General features: G+C 47.6%; 20 protein-coding genes. 4 read left to right on the top strand and 16 right to left on the bottom strand.

Translation table 11 applies throughout. From position 1 onward, the window contains the following. Window positions 1-171 precede the first annotated feature (171 nt). The 8 genes from DW183_RS08285 to DW183_RS08250 all read right to left on the bottom strand — a co-directional run bounded on the left by DW183_RS08285 (window position 172) and on the right by DW183_RS08250 (window position 7,710). The gene (locus DW183_RS08285; protein ID WP_118281528.1) at window positions 172-1,398 is read right to left on the bottom strand and encodes a hypothetical protein; all 1,227 of its coding nucleotides are present in this window, start codon (window positions 1,396-1,398) and stop codon (window positions 172-174) included. Then, window positions 1,399-2,274 carry a methionyl aminopeptidase gene (locus DW183_RS08280; protein WP_118281527.1) on the bottom strand — a complete coding sequence of 292 codons (876 nt, stop codon included), beginning with the start codon at window positions 2,272-2,274 and terminating at the stop codon, window positions 1,399-1,401. It lies immediately after the preceding gene. After that, on the bottom strand, window positions 2,249-2,956 hold the full coding sequence (locus DW183_RS08275) for a hypothetical protein (RefSeq protein ID WP_147403373.1): 708 nt from the start codon (window positions 2,954-2,956) through the stop codon (window positions 2,249-2,251). The genes DW183_RS08280 and DW183_RS08275 overlap by 26 nt, the downstream gene beginning before the upstream one ends. Window positions 2,957-3,000: 44 nt before the next feature. Continuing rightward, the gene (locus tag DW183_RS08270) at window positions 3,001-4,125 is read right to left on the bottom strand and encodes a C40 family peptidase (protein ID WP_118281525.1); all 1,125 of its coding nucleotides are present in this window, start codon (window positions 4,123-4,125) and stop codon (window positions 3,001-3,003) included. Between the two features lie 120 nt (window positions 4,126-4,245). Then, entirely contained in the window at window positions 4,246-5,808 is a 1,563-nt protein-coding gene (locus tag DW183_RS08265; protein WP_118281524.1) for a DUF3794 and LysM peptidoglycan-binding domain-containing protein, read from the bottom strand. Window positions 5,809-5,929: 121 nt separating this feature from the next. Further along, window positions 5,930-6,169, bottom strand: a complete 240-nt coding sequence (locus DW183_RS08260) for a Veg family protein (protein ID WP_118281523.1) — start codon at window positions 6,167-6,169, stop codon at window positions 5,930-5,932. Between the two features lie 56 nt (window positions 6,170-6,225). Then, window positions 6,226-7,221 (bottom strand): alpha/beta fold hydrolase, encoded by a 996-nt coding sequence (locus DW183_RS08255; protein ID WP_118281522.1) that lies wholly within the window; start codon window positions 7,219-7,221, stop codon window positions 6,226-6,228. Between the two features lie 81 nt (window positions 7,222-7,302). After that, a complete protein-coding gene (locus DW183_RS08250) occupies window positions 7,303-7,710 on the bottom strand; it encodes a protease complex subunit PrcB family protein (protein ID WP_118281521.1) in 408 nt (135 codons plus the stop codon). A 118-nt stretch (window positions 7,711-7,828) separates the two neighbouring features. On the opposite strand from DW183_RS08250, the gene DW183_RS08245 reads away from it, so the two are divergent. Further along, the gene (locus tag DW183_RS08245; protein ID WP_118281520.1) at window positions 7,829-8,563 is read left to right on the top strand and encodes a lysophospholipid acyltransferase family protein; all 735 of its coding nucleotides are present in this window, start codon (window positions 7,829-7,831) and stop codon (window positions 8,561-8,563) included. Here DW183_RS08245 and DW183_RS08240 read toward each other — a convergent pair. The 4 genes from DW183_RS08240 to hpf all read right to left on the bottom strand — a co-directional run bounded on the left by DW183_RS08240 (window position 8,553) and on the right by hpf (window position 12,581). Next, on the bottom strand, window positions 8,553-9,917 hold the full coding sequence (locus DW183_RS08240; RefSeq protein ID WP_118281519.1) for a UDP-N-acetylmuramoyl-tripeptide--D-alanyl-D-alanine ligase: 1,365 nt from the start codon (window positions 9,915-9,917) through the stop codon (window positions 8,553-8,555). The two genes, DW183_RS08245 and DW183_RS08240, sit on opposite strands and share 11 nt — an antisense overlap. Before the next feature lie 13 nt (window positions 9,918-9,930). Then, window positions 9,931-10,980, bottom strand: a complete 1,050-nt coding sequence (locus DW183_RS08235) for a D-alanine--D-alanine ligase family protein (RefSeq protein WP_118281518.1) — start codon at window positions 10,978-10,980, stop codon at window positions 9,931-9,933. Window positions 10,981-11,026: 46 nt separating this feature from the next. After that, the gene (locus DW183_RS08230) at window positions 11,027-11,956 is read right to left on the bottom strand and encodes a helix-turn-helix domain-containing protein (RefSeq protein WP_118281517.1); all 930 of its coding nucleotides are present in this window, start codon (window positions 11,954-11,956) and stop codon (window positions 11,027-11,029) included. Between the two features lie 94 nt (window positions 11,957-12,050). After that, window positions 12,051-12,581, bottom strand: a complete 531-nt coding sequence (hpf, locus tag DW183_RS08225) for a ribosome hibernation-promoting factor, HPF/YfiA family (protein WP_118281516.1) — start codon at window positions 12,579-12,581, stop codon at window positions 12,051-12,053. A 218-nt stretch (window positions 12,582-12,799) separates the two neighbouring features. Between hpf and ymfI the strand changes: the two genes are divergently transcribed. Further along, entirely contained in the window at window positions 12,800-13,531 is a 732-nt protein-coding gene (gene ymfI, locus DW183_RS08220; RefSeq protein WP_118281515.1) for an elongation factor P 5-aminopentanone reductase, read from the top strand. A 115-nt stretch (window positions 13,532-13,646) separates the two neighbouring features. Next, window positions 13,647-13,994 (top strand): helix-turn-helix domain-containing protein, encoded by a 348-nt coding sequence (locus tag DW183_RS08215; protein WP_158573045.1) that lies wholly within the window; start codon window positions 13,647-13,649, stop codon window positions 13,992-13,994. An 84-nt stretch (window positions 13,995-14,078) separates the two neighbouring features. Here DW183_RS08215 and DW183_RS08210 read toward each other — a convergent pair whose 3' ends face one another. The 4 genes from DW183_RS08210 to DW183_RS08195 all read right to left on the bottom strand — a co-directional run bounded on the left by DW183_RS08210 (window position 14,079) and on the right by DW183_RS08195 (window position 17,417). Beyond that, window positions 14,079-14,840 carry an amino acid ABC transporter ATP-binding protein gene (locus DW183_RS08210; RefSeq protein ID WP_118281513.1) on the bottom strand — a complete coding sequence of 254 codons (762 nt, stop codon included), beginning with the start codon at window positions 14,838-14,840 and terminating at the stop codon, window positions 14,079-14,081. An 18-nt stretch (window positions 14,841-14,858) separates the two neighbouring features. Further along, window positions 14,859-15,509 carry an amino acid ABC transporter permease gene (locus tag DW183_RS08205; protein WP_118281512.1) on the bottom strand — a complete coding sequence of 217 codons (651 nt, stop codon included), beginning with the start codon at window positions 15,507-15,509 and terminating at the stop codon, window positions 14,859-14,861. Window positions 15,510-15,521: 12 nt separating this feature from the next. After that, entirely contained in the window at window positions 15,522-16,325 is an 804-nt protein-coding gene (locus tag DW183_RS08200; protein WP_118281873.1) for an amino acid ABC transporter substrate-binding protein, read from the bottom strand. Between the two features lie 111 nt (window positions 16,326-16,436). After that, window positions 16,437-17,417, bottom strand: coding sequence for a helix-turn-helix transcriptional regulator (locus tag DW183_RS08195; protein WP_118281511.1), 981 nt, complete (start codon window positions 17,415-17,417; stop codon window positions 16,437-16,439). A 195-nt stretch (window positions 17,418-17,612) separates the two neighbouring features. Between DW183_RS08195 and DW183_RS08190 the strand changes: the two genes are divergently transcribed. After that, window positions 17,613-19,046 carry an NAD(P)/FAD-dependent oxidoreductase gene (locus DW183_RS08190; RefSeq protein ID WP_118281510.1) on the top strand — a complete coding sequence of 478 codons (1,434 nt, stop codon included), beginning with the start codon at window positions 17,613-17,615 and terminating at the stop codon, window positions 19,044-19,046.

Here is a 19,046-nt window from a genome sequence, read left to right as displayed (position 1 = left end):
GAAGCATATGCAATTACAGGGCTTGTTAGATAGGAGATACATATTAACGAGTGCAATAGATAATTGAAAAGAAAGAGAGGTATCGTCCATTGGACAATACGACAACAGAACATTACTAAAGGCGGGTGCCCATCACAGATGTATGGTTGCCCGCCTTTTGTATGTTTTCCTTTATGGTCTGATCTGCATCAGGTCTAAGAGTTTCTTTGCATGTGCCTGCCAAGAATAATGGTCTACGGCATAGGTCTTTGCCCGCCCAGCCATTTCTTCCTGCTGCCCCAGTGGCATTCCGGTCAGGGCATAACCCAGCGGATCCAGATTCCAGTTACTGTAATGACAGAAATGTCTGCCGTCCCCCATGGCGGGATCCGCAGTCACGGACATGTCGCTGCAGCACAGACAGCCGTTTATCATGGCAGAGGTCACACGATCGTGCACGCCGTCGGCAAAAAGCGGATTGACATCCAGCACCTGTCTGGCATCTGCCAGCAGATCATAGGTCTCCTCGATCCGCTTCGCCCCTAGAAGCCTTACCTGTGCCTGCCCTGCCAGCGGCACTTTTTCCCAGCCCTCCCCGACAAGAGTCAGCGGCACTTTCAGGTCTGCCACATAAGAAAGTACCTTGTGTCTTCTGGCATTGCGCACATATTTATCGATCAGGTAAAGATAATTCATAAGAACCGCAAAATCCCTGGTGCCATAAGCCCCTGCCTGCAATTTTTCCTGATCCACAATGCCCGCCAGGGCTTCTTCCATTGGTATCTCTACCCGCTCTCCATTTGCCGATTCCTTGCCCGCCAGCATGACTTCCAAAAGCGCCATGCCAAGATCATAAAATTCCTGCCGGATCTTTTGGTCTGCAAAGGTCTTCCTGCACAAAGCCCTGAACTTTTCCAGCATGCCATCTTTCGATTCATAAGTTCCCAGAAATAAAAGGGGAATCTGCCGTTTTTCGTAAGGGATGACATCTGCAAGTCTGCTCTGCGTCGCCCCGATCGGTAAAAAAGCCACCTGCTGCAAGTGCGGATAATACTTTTCCATGTAAGACTTGTGGCAATGATCAATGGCAATGGCATGATAATCTTTCAAAGGAAAAGTCAGCCCCGGATGATGATAGAGGGGATGATCCACAATATAATTATAAAAAGGTGCACCCAGAACGTCCAAAAAACGCCGGTCATCCTCCAATACAAAATAGGGTAGTTTGGAATTGATATCCACTACCCCATCATAATGCCTGCCCAGAATCCCCTCCAAAGAGGAAGGATCCTGTCCCAGGCTAAAATATTGGCTTTCTATGCCGAGTTTTGCGACCTCTTTCTGCATCTGCTGCAAAAAGTAAGACCCGGAATAATAACAGAGTTCTCTGGTATGCACAAACAAAATACGCTTGTTCATCTAGTAAGAAAGCACCTCCACGCCGTCTTCTGTCACAGCAACCTGATATTCCCATTGTGCAGACGGCTCTCCGTCTAAAGTGTAGACTTCCCAGCCGTTCTCCTGATCCGTATAAATACGCTCTGTTCCGGCATTAACCATAGGCTCAATGGTAAAGGTCATACCCGGTACGATCAGCATTTCCGTTCCCGGCTTTGTATGATAGCCAATCCATGGTTCCTCATGGAATTCCAGACCACAACCATGTCCACCGATCTCGCGCACAACGGTATAACCGTTTTCTGCTGCATGCTGACAAACAACGGCTCCGACATCTCCCATGAATGACCATGGTTTGATCTCTTTTAGCCCCAGTTCCACACACTCCTTTGTAACCTCGACCAGTTTGCGTTTCTCCGGGCTGACATCGCCGATCATAAACATACGTGAAGAATCTGAAAAATAGCCGTTCAAAATAGTAGAACAATCTACATTGATGATATCCCCATCCTGTAAGATCACATCCTCCGACGGAATGCCATGGCATACCTGATCATTGATGGATGTGCAGACACTCTTTGGAAATCCTTCATAGTTCAAAGGTGCCGGGATGCCTCCCATCTCTGTCGTCACGCGATAGACAATATCATCGATTTCCTGTGTACTCATACCGGCATGGATCTGCTCTGCCACCTCATCCAAGCAGGCAATATTGATCTTGGCACTCTCCTTGATCCCCGCGATCTGCTCCGGTGTCTTGATAATCTCATGCGGTGGCACGATATGTCCCGCTCTCTCAAAGGACGCGATCTTATGATCGAACGCCTCATGACACTGTTTGTACTTTCTTCCGCTTCCACACCAGCATGGATCATTTCTTCCGATTTTCATTTTCATCACTATCCTTTTCATCCTGACCGTTTACATAATTTACTTTGTCGTGTTTTAAGGTGATATTCCCAACCGACACACGGTCCCATATCTTATCATTGATCTCTACATCCTGTTTTGCCAGCCATTTCTTATAGTAGCCGCCATTCCAGGAATAAGAGGTGTATGACCTGTCTTTTTTTGCAGCCAGGGCTGCCTGATATTTTTCTGCCAGCGCAATCCTTTGCATAGTCTCGACGATATACTCATCTGTCACCGGAAGGTTGTCCACCTGATCATCTAAAAGATCCATCCAGAAATCCGAGATCGTATTCTCCAGACTGCGTTGTTCGGAGGCATCCAGCGTCATCCCTTCTGCCTGTGCCTTCTGATAATAAATATAATCATGGATCGCCATCTGCATAATCGTGTCCTTGGCATCCTGCCGGATAAAATGACCATCCACATGGAGATTCCAGTAATCAGCTGTATTGTCGGCATGATAGATCTGCGCCTGCTTTTCTACCTCGCGTTCCTCATAGACAACATAAAATCCCAGCCATTTCATCTGCACCGCCTGACCGTCTACCGTAAATGCCGTTTCTTCCAGACAATCCCGATAGTCCAACTGCTGACGGCTCTGCCAGGAATATACCAGACCGCAGATGACAGCCACTATAATGATCGCAATGATAATATTTCTCGCCATCCGTTTCATCTTATGCGCCTTTCTCCCCATATCCTGCCTTTGTATTATAACACACGTCGAACGGTAATGATATTATGGCAATAGACAGACCGGTTATTGGTGATACCGGCAGAGGTACTCTGTGCCTCAACGATACGACCGCCGCCGGCATAGATCGCCACATGTCCTGCATAACATACAATGTCTCCCGGCTGCATATTGTTGACACTGACTTCTTGTCCGACACTACGCCATCCGTAAGAGGTCAGACGTCCGTAATTGATACCGAAATTTTTGAGAACATAATATACAAATCCACTACAGTCTGCCCCTGTATTCGGGTCTGTTCCGCCCCATACATAAGGATAACCGACATACTGATTGGCAAAGGCTACCACGGCGCTTCCGCTGACACCCGTTGTATTTGACGGATTCAGATTGCCGCCGCTGTTGGTGCTGCCCCCTGTATTGCCTCCCGTATTTCCACTGCCTCCATTATTGGAGCTGTTGGTATTGTTGGTCAGTGCCGCCAACTGACGCTGGCGTTCCAGTTCTGCCTGTCTGGCTGCCAGAGCCTTGGCATCGGCAAGTTCTGACTTGATGTCTGCCATCTCTCCCTGCTTCTCTGAGATCATGGCATTTAACTGTGCCTGCTGGTTGGCAAGTTGTGTCTTATTTGCCTCTAAGGAAGCCTTTTCTTCCTCCAGAGAAGCCTTAAGATCTTCCACCTCATCCTTTGCCGCCTGATAGTTTCCAAGGACCGTACGGTCATAGGTATAGACCGCATTGATATTTTCCAGACGGTTCAAAAAGTCCGAAATACTGCCGGACTCCAGAAGAACCGTCATGATATTTTCGTCACTGTTCTCGTACATATACTGGATACGGACTTTCATGGAAGCATATTGCTGATCTACGGCTGCCTGCGCCTCGGCAAGGGTAGCCTCGGCATCTGCGATCTCCTGTGTTTTGCTGGTGATCTGGGATTCCAGATTGGTCATGTCTGTAACCAGGGAAACCATGTCTGCATCCAGTCCGTTCAATTCTGACTGGATACTGCTTTGCTCTTCCTCGATCTCGGAGATACTGCGGACAGCGCTCACCTGCATTGGACGTGTGAAAAGCATGGATCCTGCCAGACATACCGCCAGCACTCCCCGTCCCCCTTTATGTAAAGTAATTTTTTTCATGTGCACCTCATTTGTTCTTATGCTTGCGCCTCTTTCCCTTCTTTTACAGACGCAGTGTTCCTTATATTATAATAGAAAAAAGCGCAAGCATTTGCAACCGGAAAATACTAGAAAACCATCTTAAGACATCAGATAAATATGTTTCATCACCAGCAGTTTTTGTCCTTTCTGCAAGGTCTCCTGCGTCAGATCGTTGGTTTCCATCAATTCCTGTCTGGTCGTGTGAAAATGTTTGGCAATCGACCACAGATCATCCCCCTCCTGCACGACATAACCGATCATGCCCGGCTCTTTCTGTAATTTTTCCAGATCCAGAGGTTCTTCCACCAGATCATCCGGGATCTGCAAGCGGTTGCGCTCAAACGCCATGATGGTCACCTGGATCTCCACCCGGCATTGCAGTGCCATGGCATCAGCCATGGAAGACTGGGTGCGGTAAACCCGGGCCTCGGCATCTATATAATCTCCCTCACGGACATTTCCGGCTTCGATCTCTCCGGCAAAAGGGATCGTCATGCGCTCATTGGCAAAAGGCGGGGTCTCACCTGCTGTCGCATATAGGACTTCCACCTCACAGACTCCCTTGATTGCAATGTTGCCTCCTTGCAGATGCACTTCCTGTAAATGCACCTGGCTCTGCGTATCACACAGATAAAGAACTTCCTTTCCGGCGCTGATCGTCTGCCGCCCCTCGGCTGTGAAAAGTGCCTCATTTTTCATTGCCACCTGCCAGAGTTCTTCCTCATGCCGGTGCACATGTAACTCTCTCGCCATACAATAGGCATCCTGTAAAAGGGCGATCTCCTCCTCCTGCCAGATAAAGAGTTCCACCTCCATACTGCACTCTGCCGCCAGATTGCGCAGTTCACCGTCCAGATCCTCTCTCGGTTCCAGCATGGTCTGGGTCCGCACCTGTTTTACCAGAAAGAAGCCATCCGTCAGCGGAATGTCACACTCCATCTGCGCAGAGACCGGCAGGCTGGTCTCATACCAGGCATACTTTTCCTCCTGCCCTGTCTCATACAGGGCAAAAAGATATAACATACCGGCGATCTCCACCCCCTCATTATTCTGTCGTATGCTCATCTGCTCCAAACGGACATCCTGCCACAAAAGCATATGGATATCCGGTTTTTCCTTGGGCAGGGTCACTTCCTGTTTAAAGCGCAGACGATCGCCCCGTCCTTCCACGTATTTTAAGATACGTCTTTCTTCTTTTTGCACCTGGTACTCTGCCGGACACTCACAATAAAGCGGCAGTTCCAGTTCCACGCCCTCGCAGATGCAGACAGTCACATTTGCCAGTCCCCGCAGAGACAACTTGCGTGAATTGATCACAACCACGCCCAGATCTTCCATCTGTGTTCTCACGGTCACGTTTTCCGACCGCATAGCCCCCTCGACATGCAGGCGCTCCGTAAAAGAGATGGATCCGTTTACCTGGTCTACCAGGCTCTCCCCACCTTCTCCCTGATACAAAATGGCAAACTGCATCTTGCCTTTGACGCTGACATATTCCTCCTCCGGCACGACCTCCTCTACCACGATATTTCCATGGCTCTTGATCACATACTTGATGTCCGGCTTATACTCCGGCAGATTGTAATCCTCCTCTGCGATCAACTGCGACATGACCTCGATTGGCATTTTATTTTTATGTATTACCTTTGTCTCTAACTCCATACCATTCCCACCATTTGTCGTATTTGTATATAAGATATGAGACAAAACAGACGGATATGATTATTTTCTTATTGATAAAAAAGAACCGGACAGATCTGCCCGGTTCCCTGCTCTTATGAAATTAACATAACTTCATGCGAATCTCTTTTGTAATGATGTCCGTATAACTGAAAGATAACAACTGAGAAGGCTTCTCCTCGGTATCATCTGTCAGGATCGTAAACACGCTTGGATAGGCTTCCTGAATAATGCCTTCCTGAATGTCTACCTTGTTGCGTCCCTTATCCAGCTGAATCACGACCTTGTTGCCACACTGCTGCTTAACAGAAGCGCGTACTTTATCAAAATCTGAATGTTCCATGAACAATGTACCTCCTAACATGGTCTCGTCTTGCGAAACGCATCTGTGGTATTATATCACTTCTCAGCGTAAAAGTCAAAGACTTCCTCGTAATACGGTAACATGATGTCATAGGTCGCCGTAAAAAGTTCATGCTTGGAGTCCGGAAAACGCACGATCCGGGTATTTCCGCTATTTTTTGCAAAATACTCCTGTCCTTCCGCTCTTACCATGGTGTCCCTGCCTGCCTGACAGAGTAATACCGGGATCTGTACCTTTCCTGCATCCCGTGCGATCTGCTTGGTCGCCTTGATGGATGCCCTGGTCCAGGCATAGGTACCGCCATAACTCGTATATTGCGGCACTTGCTCACGCTGGTTGAAAATATAGGCATAGCGCGGTTCCGAAGTCGAACTGCTGGTTGCGAACACATATACATGGTCAAAGCCCTTTTGGCCCGGCACATATTTTAAGTCCCAGCGCAGGATCTTGGAAAGCACCATCAGCACCTTGACCAGCCAGGTCGGGTTTTTGCCGAAATTCACCTGTAACATTGGGCTGGACAATACTGCCCTCTCAAAGACCTCCGGGTATTTTTCCAAAAACAGGGTTCCAATGGCACCGCCCATGGAATGTGCATACAGATAATACTTATGTGTCAGGCTGTGCTTTTTTACCACCTGTTCCATAAATTCATGCATGTCCTGCACATATTCCCCATAGTCCTTGACATAGACGCGATCCCACTCATGGATGCAGTCCGCACGGTCTGAAAATCCATGTCCCCGGTGCTCGATGAAAAAGACGGAATAGCCCATTTCATACATATAATACATGACCTCGTGAAATTTCCCTGCGAATTCACAAAATCCATGTGAGATCACGATGGATGCCTTTTCCTTTGGATGGATGGCATAATGCGTATGTATGCGCGTACCATCAAAACTGGTAAAGTATTCCTCTTGCAGATGTTCTGCCACCCATGGCTTGATCGTATCTTCCAGTCTTGCTGCAAAATCCTCATCCGAGATCAGTAACGCCTTCACGGCTGCTTTTGTTTCTTCTCTTGTCATCCCTTATCCTCCCTTGTACGTCTCCCTCTATTGCCCTTATCTTATCACGAACGATTTATCTTTACAAATAACTTTGCCCTCTTATGGAAAGACCACCTGACCGTCTAAGATCTCCGTCTTTACCACGATATACGGCGTTGTTTCCCTCCGGCTGACATCCTCCCCTTCCGTCGGGCCGCTGATCTGCGTTTCAAAGACAATGGTATGTTCCGTCAGATATAAATCTTTTACGCTGATATTATAACCGCTGCTCTCGCGCGTACCATACCCCTTCGCCAGATACAGATACTGTCCGTCATCATAGGTCAGTTGAAATTCCTCCGTCTTGACCTGATCGATCTTTTCCCGCAATTCCTGTGGGATATGGTCGGTTCCCAGAACCGTATATTCCACATCTCGCAGTTTCTTTTCCTTGGTCTGTAAACTGCATCCGCTTGCCATCAGCAAGAGACAAAGGCAGCAAAAAATGAGTAAGCATCTTCGCTTCATAAATTACCCCATGGTTTTTTTCAAATTATATGCGGTGACTTTTTGAATATGAAGATTGTAATTTTGGAATATATGATTTATGATTAAGAAAAAGTTTTTGACACGGAGGGTGGTTACTATGTTACGAGCCATTATGGCATTATTATTTGCCTTTCTCTTTTTAGTCGTTGGCATTCCTGTGCTTGGCATCGAATGGCTTTATGGCAAGATCAATAAAAAAGGAGCCGAGTTGAGCAGTCTGCGCATTGTGCAGTGGGCCTTTTCCACGATCATCGGCATCTGCGGCACTGATGTCATCGTCAAGGGCGCAGAAAATATCCCTGCCGAGGAAGCCGTCGTCTATGTTGGCAACCACCGTAGCATCTTTGATGTCGTGATCGGTTATACACACTGTCCGGGGCTGACCGGATTTATCGCCAAGGATAATCTTGAGAAAATCCCACTCCTGCGCGTATGGATGCGCAGGCTTCACTGCCTTTTTCTGGATCGTACCAATCCCAGAGACGGTCTGCGTGTGATCCTCGCAGCCATCGATGATATCAAGCGTGGTATCTCCATCTTTGTATTCCCGGAGGGAACGCGTACCAAGACCGGTCAGATGGCACCTTTCAAGGAGGGCACTTTCAAGATCTCCACCAAGACCGGTTGTGCCATTATCCCGGTTGCCATCACAGGCACCGATGAGATCCTGCGCAACCATATGCCATTTGTCAAAAAGACGACCGTTGTCTTTCACTATGGCAAGCCGATCTATCCGGATCAGTTAGAAGCGGATCAAAAAAAGCACATCGGCGCTTACACACAAAGTGTTATCGCAGATATGCTTTCTGAAGATAAAGATCTTATTCTGTAATTACTTTTACGATTTCCGTAAAGTTCATAAAGTGAGACGCCTTGATCAAAATGGTGTCTCCTTTTTTTATGTGCTGATCCAGGTCTGCCAAGAGGGCTTCCTTGTCAGCATAGGCGATCGCCTGCGTTTTGTCTCCATGTTCCTGCACATAGCGTACAATCTGTCCAGCAAGTTTTCCTGCTGTCAAAAGCAGGTCAATGCCATTTTCCGCAACAACCTGCCCTACCTGATAATGGAGCATCTCTTGGTTCTCACCGAGTTCTCCCATGTCGCCTAAGATAGCGACCTTGCGTCCTGCCGCATGTCCCAGCACCTCTAAGGAAGCGCGCATGGACACCGGGTTGGCATTGTAGCAGTCATCGATCACAGTCATGCCATGTGCCTCGATAAAGTGGTTGCGTCCGGCTATGGTCTCCACCTGCTCTATCCCCGCAAGAATCTCCTGCTCGGACAAGCCCAGAAGTGTGCCTGCTGCGGTCGCCGCCAGTGCATTATAGACATTGTGCTCTCCCGGGATCGGAATGCTGACAGCATGTTCCCACTGCGGTGTATGAAGCAAGGCATCCACATGATCCACATGTCCTGCGATCGCAGATCCAAAAAACTCCTGCCCCTGCAAACCAAAGAAATGCTTCTCCATGCCCAAGGTATCTGCCTGCTGCAATTTGTCGTCATCCCCATTTAAAATGACTCGCCCGCTTGCCGGCATATGGGCAAAAACTTCTGTCTTTGCCTTGAGGATACCATCCCTGGTTTTCAGATTTTCCAGATGGCACTGTCCGATATTGGTCATAATGACCATATCCGGTCTTGCCATGACACCCAATCGATCCATCTCGCCAAAATCGGAAATTCCCATCTCAACGACTGCAACCTGATGGGATGGACGGATACAAAAGAGGGTCAGCGGTAGACCGATCTCGTTATTAAAATTGCCCTGGGTCTTTAAGACCGAAAAGTGCTGTCCTAAGACGGAAGCAACCATTTCCTTGGTACTGGTCTTGCCCACACTGCCGATAATGCCAATGACATAGGCATCGATCTGTTCCCGGTAATATGCCGCCAGATCTTTCAGTGCCTGCTCGGTATCTTTTACTACAATATAAGGTCCTGCTGCATCTTCTAAGACACGGTCTGATAAGACGCCAAGCGCCCCCTTGGCAAAGGCATCCCCAATAAAGGAATGTCCATCCACACGCGCCCCACGGATCGGTATAAAGAGATAATCTTTCTCGACCTGACGGTTATCAATGACAACGCCTTGCACCTCTCGATCGGATAGATCAGATCCCTCTGCGCCGTAAAGCCTGCCGCCCAATGCCTGTGCAATCTTTTCTAATGTCATATTTCTCATGCTATGTCTACCTCTACTTTTCAAATCTTTTGAGCGAGATATCAATGATCTGCTGACAGAGTGCCGGGAAGTCTACGCCTATAACGGCTGCCTCCTGCGGTAAAAGGCTGGTCGGTGTCATGCCTGGCAGTGTATTTGCCTCCAGACAGAAGATCTGATCCTTCTCATTGAGTAAAAAGTCCATACGGGAATAGGTCTCCAAGCCCAGGGCTTCCACAACCATTTCGGCATAGCGCTGCATCTGTGCCGTAATATCCGCCGGTAAATCTGCCGGACAGGTCTCTACCGCACTGCCTGCTGCATACTTGTTCTTATAATCATAAAATCCCTGGATCGGTGCAATCTCAATGACCGGGAGTGCCTTACCCTCGATAACACCGACAGAGAACTCGCGCCCCTGGATATAATCCTCTATGACAACCTGATCTTCCCAGACAAAAGCATCCGCTAATGCCTTTTTGTACTCCGTCTCATTGTGCACGATAGAAACACCGATGGAAGATCCGCCACAAGCCGGCTTTACCACACACGGATAAGCCAGTGGCTGTCTCGGTGCGTCTGCCTCCTCCACGCTCAGGGAAAATCCCTGGGGACAAGGAACACCGTAAGACTTAAAAAATTCTTTGGAAATTCCCTTATCCATAGCGATCGCACTGCTCAAATAGCCATTTCCCGTATAACGGATGCCAAACAGGTCAAAGGCTGCCTGCACCTTACCATTTTCACCGTTCTCGCCGTGCAATGCCATAAAGACCACATCCGCTTTACGGCAGATCGCGATCACATTCGGTCCAAAGAAGCAGTCTGACTGGTCTGCTCTGGAAGCCTTGACCGCCGCGATGTCCGGTGCCGTATCCGGAATATCTGACACCTCCACACTTGCTTCCTCTGTATGTTCAAAAATATCACTAATATCTTCCTCTGTATCATGGTAACCCAGAAATACATCCAACAGCAAAACCTTGTGTCCCAGACTCCGCAAAGCCTTGCAAACCATATCTCCTGATTTAAAGGATACATCTCTCTCAGTACTCAGTCCGCCTGCCAAAACTACGATATTCATATCTTAACTCCTTGCTTTCTTAAAATGATGCCCCTATTATAGCATTTCAAAAAATCACAAACAAGGTTCTTCTATCCCATAGTCTTTTTTCGATCTGTGCCCGGCTTCCCTTTTCCTTGACCAGATGACAGTTCAGGTGATGCAGCAAGGTCTGCGCCCGATAATAAGCATCCATATCCTGCAACATCCGGTAGGCTTCCATCTGCAGGCGGAGCACATATAATACGGAAGAAAGTCCGCCTTCCTTTTGCAGGATGGCAATCGCCTGGTCGCAAAAATACAGAGCCTCCTTGGGCTTTTCCATCTCCAGCAGACAGACCGCCATATTATGGCAGAGCGCTGCCCGCACACTCCAGGACAAGCGCACATCCTCTGCAGACTTCTGCCCATAGCGGCAAAGACGCAGCAAGATGGATGCACTTTCCCGGTATTCCCCACGCCACATATGTCCGATGGCAAGATTGTTAAGGATCCAGAGCTGCACTTCCGACATTTCCGCAAATTCTATCTTATCCATCCCCTGTCGCCTTCTGGCCTTTCCCTGCGCATCACTCTCCCAGATGGTGCGGCAGCAGCCCAGGTAATCTTCCTGTGGGATCGCTTCATTCATATAAAGCCAGATCACATGTGCCATGCCATAGAACTGGCGCTCCCGGATGTCCTGTGCCCCTTTCATTTTTTGTAATTTCAGAAGTTTCTCATCCACATGCTCTTTCTGCCATGTCTGCAAAGCGTGCAAAAGTTCGCGGCAGGTCTGCTCTTTTTCCTCCTCTTCCTGCCAATAGGCATAAGAATAGCCAGACTCCCCCAGACGCTCCATCAATAACTGATAGATCTGTCTGGACGGAATCTGGCTTCCATTTTCTACGCGTGATAAATAACCGGCGGTACAAATACCCTCCACCAATGCTTCCTGTGTCATCCCCTGTTCTATGCGGATCCTGCGTAGAATCCGTCCCATAGACTGTTCTTTCATATGCTCATCCTCCCCCTGATGGGGATATTATAGCATCCCGGGAATCTGCAGACCTAATGGCATTTTGCAAAAGCAGACGGCTATCCGCAAGATTTTAAAATTCCGGTTCGATCAAGCCGTATGTATTGCCCTTTCTCTTATAAACAACATTTACTTCCTCTGTCTCTGCGTTCAAGAATACAAAGAAGTCGTGTCCCAATAATTCCATCTGCACGCAGGCATCTTCCGGATACATTGGCTTAATACCAAATCTTTTGGTTCTGATGATACGGATCTCATCATCGTCATCCGTATCTTTTTCCAGATATTCCTGTGCAAAGAACTTCTCAGCACTCTGCTGCTTTGTCACGATCTTGTTACGGTATTTCTTTAACTGGCGTTCGATCGTCTCCACAACAACCTCAATGGAAACGTACATATCATTGCTAACCTGCTCTGCACGGATAACGCTGCCCTTGACCGGTATGGTCACCTCTATCTTCTGGCGTTCCTTCTCTACGCTCAATGTCACATGCGCCTCAGTCTCCGGTGCAAAATATTTCTCCAGTTTGGAGAGTCTCTCTGTCACTGCCTCCTTCAGTCCATCGGTAAGTTCAATGTTTTTCCCTGTGATTGTAATTCTCATGATGTCCATCCCCTTTTCACATTATATTTGATACCGTGTGAATATCATGGTTCAATTATAACATATTACGTTTTTAGGACAAGTAGTTTTCAGAAAAAATAAAATTTATTTTATAAATTGTTCATACAGTTAGTTGCAACATATCCCCATATTTGCGCTTTATTCCGCTCTTTGTTATAGTGAAAATAAATTTAGATAGTATCAAAAGGAGAACGATCATGTATAAAGTTGCATTTGTATCCGGTGCCTCCCGCGGGATCGGACGCGCCATAGCCACAAGCCTTGCCAAAGAGGGCTATCATCTGGGACTGGTCTGCCGGAAAAATCAAAAGATGCTGGAAGATCTGGCGGAGGATCTGCGCTTCGTCTATCATATCGAAGTCCTGACCTTTACCGGGGATGTCGGTGATCCCTCTTTTGTAAAGGCTCTTGCTGAGGAAATGCTTGCTCATTTTTCGCAGATCGATGTGCTTGTCAATAATGCAGGTATCTCCCATATCGGACTCCTGACCGATATGTCGGTCGAGGAATGGGATCAGATCCTGTCCGTCAATCTGTCCTCCTGCTTCTACACTGCCAAGGCATTTGTACCCACCATGGTGCAGAAGCAGAGCGGTCGGATCATAAATATTTCTTCCATGTGGGGCAATGTCGGGGCTTCCTGTGAAATCGCTTACTCCGCTTCCAAGGGTGGTATCCATGCTTTTACAAAGGCTCTGGCAAAAGAACTGGCGCCATCCCGGATCGCCGTCAATGCCATTGCCTGCGGTGTCATCGATACCGACATGAACGGCTTCCTAAGCGTAGAAGAACGTACCGCCCTGGAGGCAGAAATTCCAGCTGGCCGCTTTGCCCAGCCGGAAGAAGTCGCCGAGGCTGTACTGCAAGTGATAAAGATGCCGACCTATCTGACCGGGCAGGTCATTTCCATGGATGGAGGATATATCTAAATCGCTCGTGGCGTTTTGCGTTCCCCTTATGCGTTATGTGAAATCCGGGCAAATTCAAATTCTCCTGTTCTATCATTTATTTAGTTACTAATGATAAATGATAGGAGAGGCACTTATGTCATCAATGCTTTTAGGGGAACGTATCACCAATCTCATGGAACTGCAAAATACCAGTAAAAAACAGGTTTGTGAATCGCTACATATCCATCCGTCAACTTTCAGCGGATATCTTTCGGGCAAACGTCAGCCAAGTTATGATATTCTTATGCGTATGGCAGCCTATTTCAACACGACCTGCGACTATCTGCTCGGTTACACACCACCACAAAATTCTATGCCGGACCTGTCTGATGATGCCGTTGCCATCTTGCAGGCTTGCGGCAATCTTTCACCGGAGGGACAGGACATCCTAAAGGATGAGATCAAACTGATCCTGCATCACTACCAAAAGCAGCCCAAGTAGTTTGATCCAGAGGCGCATATATAAGGTTGGAACAAGTAATTCAGGCTGCATCCGGTTGTGATGCAGCCTGTTTGTTTTGCCCTATTATGATAGATCGTGATATTTTCCCAAAAATTCCCTCGTCCTTTGATTTTCCGATTTAAAGAGTAATTCCGGTGTCGTTTCCTCAACGATAAGTCCCTTATCCATAAAGATCATCCGGTCAGAGACATCTTTGGCGAAATTCATCTCATGTGTCACAATGACCATAGTCATCTTCTCCGCCGCCAATTCCTTGATGACTTTTAAGATCTCCAGCGTCAGTTCCGGATCCAGTGCACTGGTCGGTTCATCAAAAAAGAGGATCGCCGGTTTGAGTGCCAGCGCACGCGCAATGGAAACGCGCTGTTGCTGCCCGCCGGACAACTGGCAGGGATATGCATCTGCGCGATCCGCAAGCCCCATCTTTTTCAGCAGTTCCCGTGCCTCTGCCTCCACCTGCTCTTTTGGACGCTTTTGCACACGGATCGGTGCATCCGTGATATTTTTTAAGACCGAAAAATGCGGAAAAAGGTTGAAATTCTGGAAAACCAACCCAAAACTTCCCATTGCCTGTTTGATCTGTGCCTTGTTCCCATAGACCGCCCTGCCATTTTCTGAGTGCACGACTTCCTGCCCCTGATAAGACAGACTACCGTCATCCAGCGTCTCCAGAAAAGTCGCACAGCGAAGCAGGGTGGATTTGCCGGAACCGGAAGGTCCTATGATAGAAACCACCTGTCCCTCGGATACCGACAGATCAATGTCTTTTAAAACTTCCACGCCGTCAAAAGACTTTTTTGCGTGTTTTAATTCTAATATATTCATCCAGATATCCTTCCTATCCTATTGGTAATATGCCATCTTCTTCTCGAAGAATTCCATGATCGCCGCCACAACAAAATTGAAAATGTAATAAAAAACGGCTGCAGCCACAAACGGCACCATGCTCTTTTGCGATGCCGCCAGTGCCTTTGCCTGCGTAAACATTTCCGCATAGGCAATGGAAAATGCCAGTGACGTATCCTTTACCAGGGTGATCACTTCATTGGTCACAGATGGCAGGATGCGCTTGATCACCTGTGGCAGGATGATGGTAAAAAAGGTCTGCGTCCTGCTATAGCCCAGCACCTTGGCAGCCTCGTACTGACCTTTTGGCATAGAGGCAATGCCACTGCGGTAGATCTCCGCAAAATAGGCTGCATAATTTAGGGCAAATGCAATGATGACCGCATACGCCCGGTAGGAGGACGAGATACTGATGCCAAAGATATAGTAGGGTCCAAAATAGACCACCAGAAGTTGCAGCATCAGCGGTGTCCCTCGCATGATCGATATGTAGATCCTTGTAATATTGCGCAGGATGACATTGCGTGACATCCGTCCAAACGCGATCACAAGCCCCAAAGGAAGGGAAAAAAGCAGTGTCAGCACGAAGATCCAGATGGTCGATAACATGCCCTCTGACAACTGCAATAGTATCAACTGTAAACTCATTTCATCACCTGATTATTTCAAAATACAAACATCGGAGTCAAACCATTTCTTGGAGATCTCGGCAAAAGTGCCGTCTGCGACCATTTCTTCCAGAGTCTTTTGCACCTGGTCGCGCAACTCTGTATTGCCCTTCAAAAATCCAACCGCATATTTTTCAGATGAGATCTGCTCATCCAGGATCACAAGTTCGTCTCCTTTGTCTGCCAACTGATCCTTGGCAACAAAAATATCCATGGCGATCGCATCCACTGCCCCACTTTCCAGATCCATAATGGCTGTATTATACTCGCCCACTGTCAAAAGTTGTGCAAAGGAACCGGACAAGTCTGTATTTTCTTCCAGAGCTGACTGTGCGCTGGACTCTTTTTGCACTTCCACGATCTTGCCTGCCAGATCATCCAGACCGGAAATACCGGAGTCCTTGCGGACAACGACAACCTGTGAATTATCCATATAAGGATCTGTCCATGTGTATTTGTCCTCACGTCCATCCATGGTAAAGCCATTCCAGATGCAGTCGATCGTTCCCGACTCCAGTTCCATATCCTTGGCGTCCCAATCGATCGGCTGGTAAACGATCTCCTGTCCCATACGCTTTGCGCACTCCGCTGCCAGTTCCAGATCAAAACCTGTATATTCGCCGTCATCGCCTACATATCCAAAAGGCGGGAAATCCTGATCAAAACCGACAACAAACTTTCCATCATTGTTGGTGTCCTTTGCATCTGTTTTTTCTGCACTTGCAGACTTATTGCCACATGCCACCATAGAAAATGCCATCAAACCTGCCAAAAGTCCTGCCATAACCTTTTTCATCTTCATACCTGCGTCCTCTTTCTTCCTATACTTATTCCTAGCAGCCTATATACTTTAGCGTGCTAATATGTTAAAAGAGTATCATAAGCAAGTATTGATGTAAAGGATAACTTATTTATAAGCAGAAAGAATTTGTTCCAGATGCTCCTGATAAGACCTGCGCACTGTCTCCGGTCCCAGAATCTGAACCCCCGGTCCCAGACCTGTGATCCAGCCGAAAAACTGCGGACTGACCTCCACCTCGGTACGCACCAGGATATCCTCGTCCTCTCTGCGCATCCTTACCTCTGTGCCAAAGCGGTCGATCATAACGCCTGCCATGTATTTTGGCGCACGCAGGGTCACGATCTCCGCTGCTCCGGCAAACATACTAAAACGCTTCTTGGCATAGTCTGCTTTCTGGTCTTCGATCGCCAGGACTTCTTTGCTGCGTTTATCTTCCATCTCTTTTGCGCCCAGGATCTTGTCTGCACGGTAATGACGTACCGCAGATGCCTCCTCATCCCATGCCACAAGATAATAATATTCATTGTCCCACAGCAAAAAAGCCGGGCTGACCTCATACCATTTTCCTCCATGGCGCAGAGTCTGTTCTTTTTTATCATTCCATTCCAGATACTGAAAGGTCATTTTATGGTTGTTATCAATACACTGATAGATCTCGTCGATCGTGTAGTAGATACGCTCGTTTGCCATTTTGACACGATCCGACACAACGACCTGACGGTGAAGGTGTCTGCCCTGATAGGCGCTTCCCAGATGTTCGATCTTTTGCACCAGTTCGCGCGACTTTTTCTCTGTGATGAACTTTGACGCCGCCACCGCATCTACCAGCAGTTTTAATTCTGCCAGTTCAAAGGTCCGCTCTGCCAGATAAAAGCCATTCTGCTCCGGGGCTTTTTCAATATCCATCCCATAATCCTGTAAGGCACGGATATCGCGATAAATACTTTTCCGCTCTGCCACGATCTCCCTTGCCTCTAATTTCTCAATGATCTGCGCCGCCGTGATCGGATGTTCCTCATCCGTCTCCCGCAGAAAAATCTCCATTATATAAAGAAGTTTTTGCTTCTGATTTCCTACATTTGCCATCTGACACCTCGTTAAAAAAATAACTTTTAGATATGACCCATTTTTTTCCATTTGGGTATTGTAGCCACCATTTTTACGTGCTATAATCATATCACAAAATAAATAAATTACCAGAGATGAGAGCAAGGTAGATAGGCGAATAGAATTCGCTTTATTTATCTTGCTTTTTTTATGCAAAGAAAGGAGTCGTTACATATGTATGATGTAGCAATTGTTGGTGCTGGCGTAGTCGGCAGTGCCATCGCAAGAGAATTATCCAAGTACAAAGTAAACGCATGTGTCATTGAAAGAGACGAAGACGTTTGCAACGGAACATCAAAAGCCAATAGTGCTATCGTTCACGCAGGTTTTGATGCTACCCCGGGAACCTTAAAGGCAAAACTCAATGTCAGAGGAAACGAGATGATGGATCAGTTGTCCAAGGATCTGGATTTCCCATTTAAGAGAAACGGTTCTCTCGTTGTTTGTACCAAGGATCAGGATCCAGCTCTTCTTGACGAATTATTAGAAAAAGGAAAGAAAAACGGTGTTCCGAATCTTCGCATCTTAGACCGTGACGAACTCATCCAGATGGAGCCAAATCTTGCTGATGATGTTGTCAAAGCACTTTTCGCTCCTACCGGTGCCATTGTTTGTCCGTTCCATCTGACCATGGCATTTGCAGAAAATGCAGCCGACAACGGCGTAGAATTTTTCCTAAATACAGAAGTAACAGACATCACAAAGTCTGATGATCATTACCTGATCAAGACCGACAAAGACACGATCGAGGCTAAGGTCGTTGTCAACGCAGCCGGTGTTTACGCTGACAAATTCAACAATATGGTAAGCGAACACAAGTTACAGATCATCGCCCGCCGCGGTCAGTACATGCTGCTTGACAAGAGCGCAGGCAACCATGTCAGCCACACCATCTTCCAGTTGCCTAGCAAGATGGGCAAGGGTGTTCTGGTTACACCTACCGTACACGGCAACCTTTTAGTCGGACCTACCGCAGAAGATGTAGACAATAAAGAAGGTATCAACACGACAGCAGAAGGACTTGGTTCTTTGGGAGCAACCAGTGCACAGTCTGTCAAGAACGTCCCTCTCCGTCAGGTCATCACATCCTTTGCCGGACTTCGTGCTCATGAAATTGGCGGTGATTTCGTTATTGGCGAAGCAGAAGATGCAGAAGGCTTCTTCAACGCAGCCGGTATTGAGTCTCCTGGTCTTTCTTCCGCACCAGCCATCGGCGAAATGGTAGCCACACAGGTTGCAGAAAAGTTGGGATTAGAAAAGAATCCTTCTTTCAACGGACACCGCAAGGGCATCCTCAATCCGGCAACCCTTTCTATCGAAGAAAGAAATGAACTCATCAAAAAGCAGCCGGCGTACGGAAACATCATTTGCCGCTGCGAAATGATCACAGAAGGTGAGATCTTAGATGCGATCCACAGAACCTTAGGTGCCAGATCCTTAGACGCTGTAAAGCGTAGAACAAGAGCCGGCATGGGACGTTGTCAGGCAGGCTTCTGCTCACCGAAAACAATGGAGATTTTGGAGCGCGAAGTTCCAATGAGCATGTTTGATGTAACTAAGAATGGTAAAGATGCCAAGATCGTATTTGGTTACAACAAGAAGATATAA

Origin of the sequence: Roseburia sp. AM16-25 (genome assembly GCF_003473825.1) — a bacterium.
In the GTDB taxonomy this organism is placed as follows: domain Bacteria; phylum Bacillota; class Clostridia; order Lachnospirales; family Lachnospiraceae; genus Pararoseburia; species Pararoseburia lenta.
The sequence above is the reverse complement of the archived record's forward strand: the minus strand, read 5'-3'. Positions and strand labels throughout refer to the sequence as shown.

Coding starts and splice junctions, on each gene's coding strand:
- DW183_RS08285 (WP_118281528.1), bottom strand. CDS start 1,398: ATGAACAAGCGTATTTTGTTTGTGCATACCAGAGAACTCTGTTATTAT.
- DW183_RS08280 (WP_118281527.1), bottom strand. CDS start 2,274: ATGAAAATGAAAATCGGAAGAAATGATCCATGCTGGTGTGGAAGCGGA.
- DW183_RS08275 (WP_147403373.1), bottom strand. CDS start 2,956: ATGGCGAGAAATATTATCATTGCGATCATTATAGTGGCTGTCATCTGC.
- DW183_RS08270 (WP_118281525.1), bottom strand. CDS start 4,125: ATGAAAAAAATTACTTTACATAAAGGGGGACGGGGAGTGCTGGCGGTA.
- DW183_RS08265 (WP_118281524.1), bottom strand. CDS start 5,808: ATGGAGTTAGAGACAAAGGTAATACATAAAAATAAAATGCCAATCGAG.
- DW183_RS08260 (WP_118281523.1), bottom strand. CDS start 6,169: ATGGAACATTCAGATTTTGATAAAGTACGCGCTTCTGTTAAGCAGCAG.
- DW183_RS08255 (WP_118281522.1), bottom strand. CDS start 7,221: ATGACAAGAGAAGAAACAAAAGCAGCCGTGAAGGCGTTACTGATCTCG.
- DW183_RS08250 (WP_118281521.1), bottom strand. CDS start 7,710: ATGAAGCGAAGATGCTTACTCATTTTTTGCTGCCTTTGTCTCTTGCTG.
- DW183_RS08245 (WP_118281520.1), top strand. CDS start 7,829: ATGTTACGAGCCATTATGGCATTATTATTTGCCTTTCTCTTTTTAGTC.
- DW183_RS08240 (WP_118281519.1), bottom strand. CDS start 9,917: ATGAGAAATATGACATTAGAAAAGATTGCACAGGCATTGGGCGGCAGG.
- DW183_RS08235 (WP_118281518.1), bottom strand. CDS start 10,980: ATGAATATCGTAGTTTTGGCAGGCGGACTGAGTACTGAGAGAGATGTA.
- DW183_RS08230 (WP_118281517.1), bottom strand. CDS start 11,956: ATGAAAGAACAGTCTATGGGACGGATTCTACGCAGGATCCGCATAGAA.
- hpf (WP_118281516.1), bottom strand. CDS start 12,581: ATGAGAATTACAATCACAGGGAAAAACATTGAACTTACCGATGGACTG.
- ymfI (WP_118281515.1), top strand. CDS start 12,800: ATGTATAAAGTTGCATTTGTATCCGGTGCCTCCCGCGGGATCGGACGC.
- DW183_RS08215 (WP_158573045.1), top strand. CDS start 13,647: ATGTCATCAATGCTTTTAGGGGAACGTATCACCAATCTCATGGAACTG.
- DW183_RS08210 (WP_118281513.1), bottom strand. CDS start 14,840: ATGAATATATTAGAATTAAAACACGCAAAAAAGTCTTTTGACGGCGTG.
- DW183_RS08205 (WP_118281512.1), bottom strand. CDS start 15,509: ATGAGTTTACAGTTGATACTATTGCAGTTGTCAGAGGGCATGTTATCG.
- DW183_RS08200 (WP_118281873.1), bottom strand. CDS start 16,325: ATGAAAAAGGTTATGGCAGGACTTTTGGCAGGTTTGATGGCATTTTCT.
- DW183_RS08195 (WP_118281511.1), bottom strand. CDS start 17,417: ATGGCAAATGTAGGAAATCAGAAGCAAAAACTTCTTTATATAATGGAG.
- DW183_RS08190 (WP_118281510.1), top strand. CDS start 17,613: ATGTATGATGTAGCAATTGTTGGTGCTGGCGTAGTCGGCAGTGCCATC.